Genomic DNA, 13,625 nt, shown 5'->3' on the forward strand with positions numbered 1-13,625 from the left:
TTTTTCGACCCGCCCTGAGACAGTTGGCTGATGGACATCGAGCTTCCCGAACTGCCCTTCCGGCTCCGCACCTATGGCCCTGACGGCCACTGGTCCTACGAGGACGGTGTGCTCGCCGGGTGGGCCGGACCGCGGCAGGACCGGTTCGTGCCGCCCACCGCGGAAGGGCTCGACCCCGCTTCCGACGCGCCCCGTCTGCTCGGCGCTCCGGAAGGGGACTTCCAGCTCGTCGCCCGGGTCACCGTGGGGTTCAACGCCTCCTTCGACGCGGGGGTGTTGTACGTCCATGTCGGCGAGCGGGCCTGGGCCAAGCTGTGTCTGGAGTACTCCCCGGACGTGGCCACCATCTGCACGGTGGTCACCCGGGGGCACTCCGACGACGCCAACTCCTTCACGGTGGACGGCACGTCGGTCTGGCTCCGGGTGAGCCGGACCGGGCGGGCCTTCGCCTTCCACGCCTCGCGGGACGGCGAACACTGGATATTCGTCCGGCTGTTCACGCTCGGCGACGAGAAGGAGAGCGACGCCGCGCTGGTGGGCTTCATGACGCAGTCACCGATGGGGGAGGGCTGCGTCGTGACGTACGACCACATCGAGTTCCGCCCCGAGTGGCCGAAGGACCTCAGAGACGGCAGCTGACGACCGTCCCCCTTGCTCGCGTCCGGATCCGGGGCGCGGTCGACCGGGAACCGGGGCCGCCGAGGTCACGTCCTCCGTTGCGTGATCGCTGACAGAGACGTGGCGGCCCGGGTGATCAGGACCGCCGTACCCGCCGAGGCGGAGGCCCTCACCGCGCTGCACGCCCGCGCCCGGGCGACGTACCACCCCGGCGTCCCCGAGGACGGCACCGACTGGCTCGCCGCCTGGCGGACCGCCGTCGCCCGGCGTGACGGACACGTCCTGTGCGCCGTGGCGGACGGGCGGATCGTTGCCCTCGCCTCCTTCCGGACCCCCGAGGGGGCCCCGGCGGACACGGTGAAGCTGTACCAGTTCCACGTCGACCCCGAGCGCTGGCGCTCCGGCGTCGGCACGTCCCTGCACGCGGCCTGCGTCGAGCAGTGGCGGGCCGACGGCAAGCGGGCGGCCGTCCTGGAGGTGCGGACCGACAACCTGCGGGCGCAGGCGTTCTACGCCCGGCTCGGCTGGGCCGCGCAGCCGACGGGACCCGGGGCGCGGCACCTGCGGATGACCTTCGCGCCGACCGGGGAATGAACCCTGGTCCTTGAATGTTCACCCATTAACCGGAGGGAGTCTCCGTACCCGTTCGACCTGGAGAGAGCCGAGACATGCGCGTCGAGATCTGGAGCGACATCGCCTGCCCCTGGTGCTACGTGGGCAAGGCCCGCTTCGAGAAGGCGCTCGCGGCCTTCCCGCACCGTGAGCAGGTCGAGGTCGTGCACCGCTCCTTCGAGCTGGACCCGGGCCGCGCCAAGGGCGACGTCCAGCCGGTGATCAAGATGCTGACCAAGAAGTACGGCATGAGCGAGGCGCAGGCCCAGGCCGGCGAGGAGAACCTCGGCACGCAGGCCGCCGCGGAGGGGCTGGAGTACCGCACCCGGGACCGTGACCACGGCAACACCTTCGACATGCACCGCCTGCTCCACCTCGCCAAGGCGCGGGGCCGGCAGGACGAGCTCATCCAGATCCTCTACCGGGCCAACTTCGCCGAGGAGCGGTCCGTCTTCTCCGAGGGCGACGAGCGGCTCGTGGAACTCGCCGTCGCCGCCGGCCTGGACGCGGACGACGCCCGCGCGGTCCTCGCCGACCCCACCGCCTACGCCGACGACGTCCGCGCCGACGAGCGGGAGGCCGCCGAACTCGGCGCGAACGGCGTGCCGTTCTTCGTCCTCGACCGCAAGTACGGCGTCTCCGGCGCCCAGCCCGCCGAGGTCTTCACCCAGGCGCTGACCCAGGCCTGGGGCGAGCGCCCGCCCCTGCGGCTCATCCAGGACGGCGACGCCGAGGCCTGCGGCCCCGACGGGTGCGCGGTGCCCCAGCAGCACTGACCACGCAGGTCGGGACCGAACTATAAGAACTCCTTGGGGAAGTCACGTAAAACTCGGCAATGGACTAATGCTTGGAGCGCCTCCACAGTGGGATCCATGGAGACCATGGACACCTTCGAGAGCCTCGTCCGAGCCGAGTTCGCCCCGAGGAACACCTATCTGAACACCGCGAGCAGTGGTCTGTTGCCCGCCCGCGCCGTCGCCGCCTTGTCCGCGGCGGCCCGCCTGCGGGCCGAGGGGCTGCCGCTGGACCCGCTGTTCGAGGACGTGGAGGCGGCCCGCGCCGCCTTCGCCCGGCTGGCCGGGGTGCCGGCGAGCCGGGTCGCGGCCGGCCCCTCCGTCTCGGTCCACAGCGGGCTGATCGCCGCCGCGCTGCCCGCGGGCGCCGAAGTCCTCACCGCCGAGGGGGAGTTCACCTCCGTCGTGCAGCCCTTCCACGCCCGCGGCGACCTCAAGGTCCGCACCGTCGCCCTGGACCGGCTGGCGGACTCCGTCCGCCCGGGCACCGCGCTGATCGCGGTCAGCGCCGCCCAGTCCGCGGACGGCCGTGTCGCCGCCCTGTCCGCGGTGCGGGAGGTGGCGCGCACGCACGGCGCCCGCACCTACGTCGACTTCTCCCAGGCCGGCGGCTGGCTGCCGATCGACGCCGGGTCCTACGACTACACCGTCTGTACCGGCTTCAAGTGGCTGCTGGGCCCGCACGGCGCCGCCTTCCTGGTGGTCCCGGAGGAGGCGGCGGACTTCGGCGGGCTGACCCCGCTGCTGGCCGGCTGGGTCGCGGGCGAGGACCCCTGGGCCAGCTGCTACGGCCCGATCGCCGAACTCGCCCACTCCGCACGCCGGTTCGACCTCGGCTACGCGCTCTTCAGCTACGCCGGTCTGCGCGCCTCCCTCTCCCTCATCGAGGAACTCGGCGTCCAGGCCGTCCACGCCCACGACCTCGCCCTCGCCGACCGCTTCCGCGCGGGCCTCGCCACCCTCGGCCACGAACCCGTCCCGGCGCCGGGCTCCGCGATCGTCTCCGTGCCCGGACTCGGCGCGAGGCAGCCGGAGTTGAGCGCGGCCGGCATCGAGGTCTCGAACCGCGCGGGCCACTTGCGGGCCTCGTTCCACCTCTACAACACCCCCGCCGACGTCGACCGGCTCCTGGACGCCCTGGCGACCTGACCCACGGCTCGTGGACCGTCGTCGCCGCGCCCTCGGCCCGGCCCCGGGCACCGATGCCGAGCCGGGGCGAGGTGCCCCGCGCAACCACGAGCGACGCGGCCGCCGTACGGAACGTACTGGAGCGGGCCGCGTCGCTGATGTGGCTGTGAGGTGCGGGACACCTCACAGGGGCGGAGGTCACCTCACCGAAAGGTCACCCCACAGGAGCGGAGGTCACCTCACCGGGGTGAAGTCCCTCGCGCCGATGAACTCCGGTCGGCGGATGGGCGCCGCGAAGGGCTCCACCGCGGCGTTCTCCACGCTGTTGAACACGATGAAGACGTTGCTGCGCGGGAACGGGGTGATGTTGTCGCCGGAGCCGTGCATGGCGTTGCAGTCGAACCAGGTCGCCGAACCGGCCTTGCCGGTGAACAGCTTGATGCCGTACTCCGACGCCATCGCCGTCAGCGCCTCGTCCGAGGGCGTGCCCGCGTCCTGCATCTGGAGGGACTTCTTGTAGTTGTCCTTGGGCGTGGCACCCGCGCACCCGAGGAAGGTCTTGTGCGAACCCGGCATGATCATGAGCCCGCCATTGGTGTCGTAGTTCTCGGTCAGCGCGATCGAGACGGACACCGTGCGCATGTTCGGCAGGCCGTCCTCGGCGTGCCAGGTCTCGAAGTCGGAGTGCCAGTAGAAGCCGCTGGCCCCGAAACCGGGCTTGACGTTGATCCGCGACTGGTGGACGTAGACGTCCGAGCCGAGGATCTGCCGGGCCCGGCCGACGACCCGCTCGTCGCGCACCAGGTTCGCGAACACCTCGCTGATCCGGTGCACCTCGAAGACCGAGCGGATCTCCTTGGACTGCGGCTCGACGATGGACCGCTCGTCCGCGCGAATCGCCGGATCGGCCACGAGCCGCTCCAACTCGGCGCGGTAGAGCGCCACCTCGTCCTCGCCGATGAGCTCGTCGATGGCGAGGAAGCCGTCCCGCTCGTAGGAGTGGAGCTCGTCGACGGAGACCGGCCCGGGCGTGCCGGGCGCGCTCCAGACGACCGGGTCCTGACGCGGGACGGCGATCTCGGCGGCCCCGCGGCTCGGGTACAGGTCGGTGACCGGGGCCGCGCCGTCCGTGTGGGTCGTGTGGGTCGTGGTGGTGGTCATGATGGTCAGCCCTCCTCCGTCAGCAGCGGATAGACGCCGTTCTCGTCGTGGTCCTCCCGTCCGGTCACGGGCGGGTTGAAGACGCACAGGCAGCGGAAGTCCTCCTTCACCCGCAGCGTGTGCCGCTCGTGCCCGTCGAGGAGGTACATGGTCCCGGGCGTGATCGTGTGGCTCAGCCCGGTCTCGTGGTCGGTGAGTTCGGCCTCGCCCTCGACGCACACGACGGCCTCGACGTGGTTGGCGTACCACATCGACGTCTCCGTACCCGCGTACAGGATCGTCTCGTGCAGCGAGAAGCCGACGCGCTCCTTGGCGAGCACGATCCGTTTGCTCTCCCAGGTCCCGGATGCCGCCTTCACATGCCGGTCGGTTCCTTCGATGTCCTTGAACGAGCGGACGATCACGGTGGTGCGATGCCTCCTAGATAGACGGTGTCCGACGGGGTCAGACGGTTTCCCGGACGGCGCGGGCGAGGATGCTGAGGCCCTCGTCCAGCTCGTCGGGGGTGATGGTGAGAGCCGGCAGCAGCTTGACGACCTCGCTCTCGGGGCCGGACGTCTCGATGAGCAGCCCGAGTTCGAAGGCGCGCTTGGCGACCCGCCCGGCGCGCGCCTTCTCGTGGAACTCCAGCCCCCATACCAGTCCGCGGCCCCGGTACTCCTTGATGTCGGCGAGGTTCTCCTCGGTGATGGAGATGAGCCCCTGCTCGACCTGCTCCCCGCGCGTGCGGGTCTGCTTCTCCATCGCGGCCCCGTCCGCCCAGTACGTCTCCAGGGCGGCGGTGGCGGTGACGAACGCCGGGTTGTTGCCGCGGAAGGTGCCGTTGTGCTCGCCCGGCTCCCAGATGTCCAGCTCGGGCTTGAACAGGCACAGGGACATGGGCAGTCCGTAGCCGCTGATCGACTTGGACACCGTGACGATGTCCGGCGTGATGCCGGCCTCCTCGAAGGAGAAGAAGGCCCCGGTCCGGCCGCACCCCATCTGGATGTCGTCGACGATGAGCAGCATGTCCTGCCGCTCGCACAGCTCGGCCAGCGCCCGCAGCCACTCGATCCGCGCGACGTTGATGCCGCCCTCGCCCTGCACCGTCTCGACGATCACCGCGGCCGGCTTGTTCAGCCCGGACCCCTGGTCCTCGAGGAGCCGCTCGAACCACAGGAAGTCCTCGACGGTGCCGTCGAAGTAGTTGTCGAACGGCATCGGCGTGCCGTGCACCAGCGGTATGCCGGCCCCGGCCCGCTTGAAGGCGTTGCCGGTCACGGCGAGGGACCCGAGGGACATGCCGTGGAAGGCGTTGGTGAACGACACGATCGCCTCGCGCCCCTTCACCTTCCGGGCCAGCTTCAGGGCGGACTCCACGGCGTTGGTGCCGGTCGGGCCCGGGAACATGACCTTGTACGGCAGGTCGCGCGGCCGCAAGACCAGGTTCTGGAAGCTCTCCAGGAACGCGCGCTTGGCGGTGGTCGACATGTCGAGCCCGTGCGTGACGCCGTCCCGCTCCAGGTAGTCGATCAACGCGCGTTTCAGGACCGGGTTGTTGTGCCCGTAGTTGAGGGAGCCGGCACCCGCGAAGAAGTCCAGGTACTCATGGCCGTCCTCGTCGTACATACGGCTGCCGTGCGCACGGTCGAAGACGGTGGGCCAGCCGCGGCAGTAGCTGCGCACCTCGGACTCGAGGGTCTCGAAGACGCTGAGGTCGGGCTGGGTGATGGTCACGACGAATTGCTCCTCTGTGCAGGGGGGAGTGCGAGGGGGAGGGGAGTGCGAGGGGAGTGCGAGGGAGGAAGGTCAGAGGGAGAGAGGGCCGATGCGGTAGAGCACCTCGGGCTCGTGCGGCCCGTCGGGGAACAGGCCGCCGTCGAACAGCACCTCACGCTCCAGACCGGCGTCATGGCGCTCGGCGAACGCGCCGAAGAGCCGCTCGGAAGCGGTGTTGCCGGGAGTGATGGTGGTCTCCACAGCGGTGATCCGGTGCTCGGCCGAGACCCGCGCGACGAGGCTGTCGAGCAGTGCTCCGGCGAGTCCGCGGCCACGCTGGGCCTCGTCCACCGCCACCTGCCAGACGAGCAGGGTGCGCGGACGGTCCGGCCGCAGGTAACCGGTGACGAAGCCGACCGGCTCCCCGCGCTCGTCGCGAGCGACGGCCGAGGTGGCGGCGAAGTCACGGCACCACAGCAGATAGCTGTACGACGAGTTCAGGTCGAGGACCTTCGAATCCCTCGCAATCCGCCACAGCGCGGCGCCGTCGGCCACGGACGGACGGTCGATCTGTAGTTCTGCTGTCGTGTCTGCTTGTGCGGCAGTCATGCAGATTGAATTTACCGATGGAAATAGAAAAATGCATCGCCGTCGGGGGTTACATGGCGGCGATGCATGTGTTATTGCGCGAGCGCGGGCGACCGCGTGGGGGTGAGAACTATGGTCGGTTTTGCCCTGGGTAAAAGCCGCAAATCGCACCACCTGTGTAACGCGTCACAACCATGTATCCCTCACGGGATCCGCCCGAATTCCCCCGGTCGGCGTTCGCAGAATCTTTGCGTTTAGGGCTGGGAAAAGCGGGCAGAAGAATACGGGAAGCTACCTCCGGATTGCATTCCGGAATTCCCTCGGAATTAGGCGCCGGTCACCCCGTCGATTCGTTCCCGCAAGATATCGGCGTGGCCGTTGTGCCGCGCGTACTCCTCGATCATGTGAATGAGCACCCAGCGCACACTGACCTCCATCCCGGGTACCGGTCCCTCCATGACCCGTCCGACGGAGTCGAGCGACCGCCCGGCGACGATCTCCCGCCCTCGCGCGATCTCGCGACGCCAGACACCGAGGGCTTCGTCGAGCGCGCGCTCGGCGCGCAGGGCGTACCCGGTCACCTCCTCGTACACCGGCGGCACATCGAGCCCGCCGATCACCCGCTGGAACCAGTTCCGCTCGACCTCGGCGAGGTGCTGCACCAGTCCGAGCAGGGTCAGCGCGGAGGGCGCGGCGGCGGTCCGCCGCACCTGCTCGTCGTCCAGCCCCGCGCACTTGAGCTCCAGCGTGGCGCGGTGGAAGTCCAACCAGCTCTGGAGCATGGGCATTTCCTCACCGGTGGTGAGGGGGACGGGCCGGCCGTCGGGAAGCGTGAGGGGAGAGTCGGTGGTCATGGGGGGAGCATGGCACGGGCGTACGACATTGGGGCCGGGGCCGTGTCTCCCGCCCCGCGCCCCTCGGCGCCCCGCCCCGGGGTCGTGTCTCGCGGCCCGCGTCCCTCGGCACCCCGCCCCGGGGTCGTATCTCCCGCCCCACGTCCCCCGGCGGCCCGCCCCGGACCCGCGTCCCCCGGCCCCGCCCCGCGTCCCCCCGCGCCCCGCCCCGGAATCCCTACCGCCAGCCCTCCTCGGCCGCCCGCAGCGCCCCCTCGACGTCCACCGCGAGCCCCTGCTCGCCCAGTGCGGCTCCCAGTGCCGCGAGGCTCGCCCGGACCGCCCCCGGCGTCGCGTCGGCGCCGTAGTGGTTGACCCGGATCATCTCCTTGGCCAGGGTCCCGCCGCCCGCGGCCAGCGGCAGCGCGGGGTCCGAGGACAGCGCCCGGGCGACCAGTTCCGAGGCCACCGTGCCGGCCGGCGCCCGCAGGGTCGTGGCGACCGGGGCGGCGTCGCGGGCCTCGTGGACGTACGGTTCGAGACCGCCGCCCAGGGCCGTGGCGCCCGCCCGGGTCGCCGCGGCGGCCGAGGCGTGCTGGGCCATCACCGTGTCCAGGCCCACCGACTCGATCCGCTCGACGCAGGCCTCCAGTGCCAGCATCTCCAGCTGGGCCGGCGCGTGCAGCAGCGCCTTGCGGCCGCCGTCGACCCACCGCTCCTTCCAGTCCAGCAGCGACAGGTACGAGCGCCGGGGCGCGTGCGGGTTCGCCGCCATCCGGGCCCAGGCCCGCTCGCTGACGGACACCGCCGAGACCCCGGCCGGACCGCCCATCGCCTTCTGCGCCCCGATCACGCACAGGTCGACGCCCCACGCGTCCGGCAGCACCGGCTCGGCGCCGACCGAGGCGACGGCGTCCAGGTAGAACAGGGCGCCGTGCTCCCGTACCACCTCGCCGATCTCCGCGACCGGGTTGGTGTTGCCCGTGGCCGCCTCCGCGTGCACCAGCGACACGAAGTCGATCGAGGGGTGCTCGGCGAGGGCCTCCCGGATCTGCCGCGCGGTCACCGCCGTGTGGAACGGCACCGCCAGATCGATCACCGTCGCTCCGCAGTCCCGCAGCCAGTCCCCGAAGGTCTGCCCGTAGGGCCCGGTGATCACGTTCAGCGCCACCGTGCCCGGGCCCGCAGTGGCCCGGATCGCCCCCTCCAGCGGCAGCAAGGCCTCGCCCTGCATGATCACGACATCCTGCGAGGTGCTCAGCAGCCGCGCCACGCGGTCCTCGATCGACGCGAAGTGCGCCGCGCCGAGCGGGGCCAGGTTCAGGAAGGGGTGCGTCACGGAAGTGCTCTTTTCACTCACGAGGTTCGTCGGCCATGAGCGTAACCGCCGCCCGGGCACCCCCTGGCACTACCGACTTCTTAGGTCAGACGGCTGTATAGCCATCGGTTTGATTTGAGGGTCTCAAACTTCTCCTTATAATCGGAACCCGATATCCGGAACAGACAGTTCCCTCACTGGAGGCTTCCCCGTGCAGACGATCCTCGGGCGCAGGGCCCGCATCCTGGCCGCCACCACCGCGACGGCCGGGCTCGTGCTCGTGGCCGGCTGCTCCTCGGACGACGACGGCGGCAGCGGCACCAAGACCGCCGCCGGCGGTGTCGAGCTCGTCAAGGCGGGGCAGCTCACCACCTGCACCCACCTGCCCTACCCGCCCTTCCAGTCGGAGATCGACGGCAAGGTCCAGGGCTTCGACGTGTCGCTCATCGACCTCGTCGCCAAGGACCTCGGCGTGAAGCAGGAGATCCTCGACACCCCGTTCGAGAACTTCAAGACCGGCGCGTTCCTCAACTCCGGCGAGTGCGACCTCGCCGCCGCCGGCATGACCATCACCGACGAGCGCAAGAAGAACGTCGACTTCTCGGACCCCTACTTCGAGGCCACCCAGGCCCTGCTCGTCGACAAGGGCAGCGGCGTCACCTCGCTCGCCGACGTCAAGTCCAAGAAGGTCGCGCTCGGCGCCCAGGCCCAGACCACCGGCGAGGACTACGCCAAGAGCCAGGGCTTCGACCCGGTCTCCTTCGAGTCCTCCGACGCCGTCCTCAACGGCCTGCGCTCCGGCCAGGTCAAGGCCGTCGTCATCGACTACCCGGTCGTCCAGGGCTGGCTGAAGACCAAGGCCAACGCCGACGCCTTCCAGGTCGCCGAGCAGATCAACACCGGTGAGGAGTACGGCTTCACGGTGAAGAAGGGCAACGCCAAGCTGCTCGCCGCGATCAACAAGGCGCTCGCCGACGCCAAGGCCGACGGCACGTACAAGACGCTGTACGAGAAGTGGATCGGCCCCTACGACGAGTCCGCGGCCTCCGCCTCCCCGTCCGCCTCATGACGAACGCGGACACACAACTCCAGCCTCGCAAGAAGGGCCTGACCCGGAGTCAGAAGCGCACGCTGTCGCGCGGCGCCCAGTACGTCGTCTTCGTCGCGGCCGTGATCGCCTTCGCGGCCGCGGCCGACTGGGACCGGCTGAAGAACCAGTTCGCCCAGTGGGACATCGCCCGGGAGATGTTCCCGGACGTCATCACGCTGGCGCTGAAGAACACCGTGCTGTACACGCTGTCCGGCTTCGCGTTCGGGCTCGTCCTCGGCATGGTCATCGCGCTGATGAGGCTGTCGCCGGTGGGGCCGTACCGCTGGTTCGCCGGTGTCTACATCGAGATCTTCCGCGGTCTGCCGGCCCTGCTGATCTTCATCTTCATCGGGGTCGCGGTGCCGCTGGCCTTCCCGGGCACCGAGATCCCCGGCGGCACCTACGGCAAGGTCGCCCTCGCCCTCGGTCTGGTGGCGGCCGCGTACATGGCCGAGACGATCCGCGCGGGCATCCAGGCGGTGCCCAAGGGGCAGTTGGAGGCGGCCCGTTCGCTGGGCTTCTCCCCGGCGCGGGCGATGGTCTCGATCATCCTCCCGCAGGCGTTCCGGATCATCCTCCCGCCGCTCACCAACGAACTCGTCCTGCTCTTCAAGGACTCCTCGCTGGTGCTCTTCCTCGGCGTCACCCTGGAGGAGCGCGAACTGTCCAAGTACGGCCGCGACCTGGCCAGTACGACCGCCAACTCCACCCCGATCCTCGTCGCGGGGCTGTGCTACCTGCTGGTGACGATCCCGCTCGGCTTCGTCGTGCGCCGCATGGAGGCGAAGGCCCAGGAGGCCGTGAAATGACCCGTCCCGAGATCGAAGTGCGCGGTCTGCACAAGGCGTTCGGCGACAACGAGGTCCTCAAGGGCATCGACCTGGAGATCGGCCAGGGCGAGGTCGTGTGCGTCATCGGGCCCTCGGGGTCGGGCAAGTCCACGCTGCTGCGGTGCGTGAACCTGCTGGAGGAACCCACCAAGGGCCAGGTCTTCGTCGGCGGCACCGAACTCACCGACCCCGATGTCGACATCGACGCCGTACGCCGCCGTATCGGCATGGTCTTCCAGCAGTTCAACCTCTTCCCGCACCTGACGGTGACCGAGAACCTCACGCTGCCGCAGCGCAGGGTGCTCAGGCGGGACAAGGCCGAGGCGGCGAAGGTGGCCGCCCAGAACCTGGAACGGGTGGGCCTGACCGAGAAGGCGAACGCCTACCCGGCCTCGCTCTCCGGCGGCCAGCAGCAGCGCGTCGCGATCGCCCGCGCGCTGTCGATGGGCCCCGAGGTGATGCTCTTCGACGAGCCGACGTCGGCGCTCGACCCGGAGCTGGTCGGGGACGTCCTGGCGGTCATGCGCATGCTCGCCCAGGAGGGCATGACGATGATGGTCGTCACGCACGAGATGTCCTTCGCCCGCGAGGTCGCCGACCGGGTCGTCTTCATGGACGGCGGGGTGATCGTCGAGGACGGCACCCCGGACCGGGTCATCGGCAGCCCGCGCCACGAGCGGACCCGCCACTTCCTGTCCCGGCTGCTGGACCCGGCGATGGCGCAGGTGGAGGAGGAGACCTCGGACCAGGTGGGCGGCAAGGACTGACTTAGGGTGCAGCCATGAGCGATCAGCCGGTGCTGCACGTGAAGGGCAGGGTCCTCGTCGGACCCGAGGACGTCCGCGACGAACTGTGGGTCGTCGACGGCCGGATCTCCTACGACCGTCCCGTCGGCGCCCAGGACGTCCGCACGGTCGAGGGCTGGGTCCTGCCCGGCCTCGTCGACGCGCACTGCCACGTCGGCCTGGGGCCGCACGGCCCGGTCCCCGAGGACGTCGCGGAGAAGCAGGCCCTGGCCGACCGCGAGGCCGGCACCCTGCTGATCCGCGACGCCGGCTCGCCCTCCGACACCCGCTGGACCGACGCCCGCGACGACCTCCCGAAGATCATCCGGGCCGGTCGCCACATCGCCCGCACCCGCCGCTACCTCCGCGGCTACGCCCACGAGATCGAACCGGACGACCTGGTCGCGTATGTCGCCCAGGAGGCCCGCCGCGGCGACGGCTGGGTGAAGCTGGTCGGCGACTGGATCGACCGCGACCTGGGCGACCTGGCCCCCAGCTGGCCGCGTGAGGCGGCCGAGGCGGCGATCGCGGAGGCCCACCGGCTGGGCGCGCGGGTCACCGCCCACTGCTTCGCCGAGTCCTCCCTGCGCGATCTCGTCGAGGCCGGCATCGACTGCGTCGAACACGCCACCGGCCTCACCGACGAGCTGATCCCCCTCTTCGCCGACCGCGGCGTGGCGATCGTCCCGACCCTGGTCAACATCGCCACGTTCCCGAAGCTGGCCGAGGGCGGCGAGTCCAAGTTCCCCCGCTGGTCGGCCCACATCCGCCGCCTCCACGAACGCCGCTACGACACCGTCCGCTCCGCCTACGACGCCGGCATCCCGGTCTACGTCGGCACCGACGCGGGCGGCACCCTGCCCCACGGCCTGGTCGCGGCCGAGGTCGCGGAGCTGACCCAGGCGGGCATCCCGCCGGTCGAGGCCCTCGCGGCGACCACCTGGAAGGCCCGCGCCTTCCTCGGCCGGCCGGGCCTGGAGGAGGGCGCCCCGGCCGACCTCGTGGTGTACGAGGGGGATCCGCGGGCGGACGTACGGGTACTGGGGGCGCCCCGCCGGGTGGTACTCAACGGGCGGGTACGGGGCTGACCGAGTGACGCTGGAGAACGTGCGTGCCCAGTGATTCGAAGACATGCACGGAAATGTCACTTTGGAGTGAACCCGCGTCAGCTTGCTGACCGCCGCGCCGGGGTGCGTAATTCTTGCCGGGTCCCGAGCATGTCTCCTCTGAGGGGTCCCCACCTTGAACGGCAACAACTTCCGCATGCCCGCACGCCGTCTCGCGACCGTCGCGGCGGCCACGGCCCTGGCCGCAGGTCCCGCGGTCCTGGCCGGCGCGGGCTCCGCGCACGCGACCGGTGAGCAGGGGCGGGCGAGCGCCGCCGTCCTGCGCACCGGGCTCGACGTGTCGCTGCTCGACAAGACCGTGAACGTCCCGCTCGCGGTCTCCCTGAACGACGTACAGGCGCCGCAGAGCGCCGAGAAGACCACGCTGAGCGCGAAGCTGGAAGGCGTCGACGGCGGCCGGCCCTTCAGCGTGCTCGACGCGCAGGTGGCCTCCGCCAAGGCGAACGTCACCGCCACCAGGGCCGAGGCGTCCACCACCCTCGCTCACGCCAGGCTCCACGTCCCCGGCCTGCCCCTGCTGTCCCTCGTCGAGCTCGGCACGGTCACCTCCCGGGCCACCTGCGAGGCCGGCAAGAAGCCGACCGCCGGCTCCCAGCTGGTGGGCCCGGTGACCGTGCTCGGCAAGAAGGTCACGCTCACCGCCGGCGGTACGACCGAGGTCGCGGTCCCCGGCGTCGGAGAGGTCCGCCTCGATCTGTCCAGGACCGAGACGGGCACCCGGACGGCGGCCGCGACGGCTCTCGAACTCCGCGTCTCCATCAACCCGTTGAAGCTGAACGTCGCCGAGGTCGAGGGCACCCTCACCCTCGCCAGGGCCACCTGCGAGGCCCCGGTCCCGGCCCGCGAGCCGGCCGAACCCACCCCCGCCGGTGACGTCAAGCCCCAGGGCGGCCCCGCCGAAGCCGGGCTGGCGGAGACCGGCGGCAACTCCCTGACGCCGTACATCGCGGGCGGCGCGCTGGCGCTCGTCGTGGCGGGAGGGGGAGCGGTCGCCTACACGCGGCGCGGCAGGAGCTGACCCAGCGGGCGCGGCCCGGCAGTCA

15 protein-coding genes are annotated in these 13,625 nt (G+C 70.8%); 9 read left to right on the forward strand and 6 right to left on the reverse strand.

Annotation, left to right across the window (positions count from 1 at the left end):
- The first annotated feature begins 30 nt into the window (after window positions 1–30).
- The 4 genes from ACH41F_RS38460 (at window position 31) to ACH41F_RS38475 (ending at window position 3,173) form a co-directional block, all read left to right on the forward strand.
- Complete coding sequence (locus ACH41F_RS38460; protein WP_391230396.1) at window positions 31–639, forward strand: DUF1349 domain-containing protein; 609 nt, start codon at window positions 31–33, stop codon at window positions 637–639.
- Window positions 640–720: 81 nt separating this feature from the next.
- Window positions 721–1,212, forward strand: coding sequence for a GNAT family N-acetyltransferase (locus ACH41F_RS38465; protein WP_391230398.1), 492 nt, complete (start codon window positions 721–723; stop codon window positions 1,210–1,212).
- 74 nt (window positions 1,213–1,286) lie between these two features.
- The gene (locus ACH41F_RS38470; RefSeq protein ID WP_391230399.1) at window positions 1,287–2,006 is read left to right on the forward strand and encodes a DsbA family protein; all 720 of its coding nucleotides are present in this window, start codon (window positions 1,287–1,289) and stop codon (window positions 2,004–2,006) included.
- Between the two features lie 105 nt (window positions 2,007–2,111).
- The gene (locus tag ACH41F_RS38475) at window positions 2,112–3,173 is read left to right on the forward strand and encodes an aminotransferase class V-fold PLP-dependent enzyme (protein WP_398839632.1); all 1,062 of its coding nucleotides are present in this window, start codon (window positions 2,112–2,114) and stop codon (window positions 3,171–3,173) included.
- 213 nt (window positions 3,174–3,386) lie between these two features.
- Here ACH41F_RS38475 and thpD read toward each other — a convergent pair whose 3' ends face one another.
- From thpD to ACH41F_RS38505, 6 genes are all read right to left on the reverse strand, one after another.
- A complete protein-coding gene (gene thpD, locus ACH41F_RS38480; protein ID WP_391230401.1) occupies window positions 3,387–4,313 on the reverse strand; it encodes an ectoine hydroxylase in 927 nt (308 codons plus the stop codon).
- A 5-nt stretch (window positions 4,314–4,318) separates the two neighbouring features.
- Window positions 4,319–4,717, reverse strand: coding sequence for an ectoine synthase (locus ACH41F_RS38485; protein ID WP_391230403.1), 399 nt, complete (start codon window positions 4,715–4,717; stop codon window positions 4,319–4,321).
- A gap of 40 nt (window positions 4,718–4,757) precedes the next feature.
- Window positions 4,758–6,029, reverse strand: a complete 1,272-nt coding sequence (gene ectB, locus ACH41F_RS38490) for a diaminobutyrate--2-oxoglutarate transaminase (protein ID WP_391230404.1) — start codon at window positions 6,027–6,029, stop codon at window positions 4,758–4,760.
- A gap of 72 nt (window positions 6,030–6,101) precedes the next feature.
- Window positions 6,102–6,620: a diaminobutyrate acetyltransferase gene (gene ectA, locus ACH41F_RS38495; RefSeq protein ID WP_391230405.1), complete on the reverse strand. Its 519-nt coding sequence runs from the start codon at window positions 6,618–6,620 to the stop codon at window positions 6,102–6,104.
- Window positions 6,621–6,925: 305 nt separating this feature from the next.
- Window positions 6,926–7,453: a DUF664 domain-containing protein gene (locus ACH41F_RS38500; RefSeq protein WP_391230406.1), complete on the reverse strand. Its 528-nt coding sequence runs from the start codon at window positions 7,451–7,453 to the stop codon at window positions 6,926–6,928.
- A 217-nt stretch (window positions 7,454–7,670) separates the two neighbouring features.
- Window positions 7,671–8,771 (reverse strand): aminotransferase class V-fold PLP-dependent enzyme, encoded by a 1,101-nt coding sequence (locus tag ACH41F_RS38505; protein WP_391230407.1) that lies wholly within the window; start codon window positions 8,769–8,771, stop codon window positions 7,671–7,673.
- A gap of 190 nt (window positions 8,772–8,961) precedes the next feature.
- On the opposite strand from ACH41F_RS38505, the gene ACH41F_RS38510 reads away from it, so the two are divergent.
- The 5 genes from ACH41F_RS38510 (at window position 8,962) to ACH41F_RS38530 (ending at window position 13,600) form a co-directional block, all read left to right on the forward strand.
- Window positions 8,962–9,819: a transporter substrate-binding domain-containing protein gene (locus ACH41F_RS38510; protein ID WP_391230409.1), complete on the forward strand. Its 858-nt coding sequence runs from the start codon at window positions 8,962–8,964 to the stop codon at window positions 9,817–9,819.
- Entirely contained in the window at window positions 9,816–10,649 is an 834-nt protein-coding gene (locus ACH41F_RS38515; RefSeq protein WP_391230410.1) for an ABC transporter permease subunit, read from the forward strand. Before ACH41F_RS38510 ends, ACH41F_RS38515 begins: the two co-directional genes overlap by 4 nt.
- Entirely contained in the window at window positions 10,646–11,437 is a 792-nt protein-coding gene (locus ACH41F_RS38520) for an ATP-binding cassette domain-containing protein (protein WP_391230411.1), read from the forward strand. The genes ACH41F_RS38515 and ACH41F_RS38520 overlap by 4 nt, the downstream gene beginning before the upstream one ends.
- Window positions 11,438–11,451: 14 nt before the next feature.
- Complete coding sequence (locus tag ACH41F_RS38525; RefSeq protein ID WP_391230412.1) at window positions 11,452–12,543, forward strand: amidohydrolase family protein; 1,092 nt, start codon at window positions 11,452–11,454, stop codon at window positions 12,541–12,543.
- Between the two features lie 154 nt (window positions 12,544–12,697).
- On the forward strand, window positions 12,698–13,600 hold the full coding sequence (locus tag ACH41F_RS38530; protein WP_391230413.1) for an SCO1860 family LAETG-anchored protein: 903 nt from the start codon (window positions 12,698–12,700) through the stop codon (window positions 13,598–13,600).
- Window positions 13,601–13,625 lie beyond the last annotated feature (25 nt).

The sequence above is a fragment of the Streptomyces sp. NPDC020489 genome, assembly GCF_044386545.1.
Taxonomy (GTDB): Bacteria; Actinomycetota; Actinomycetes; order Streptomycetales; family Streptomycetaceae; genus Streptomyces.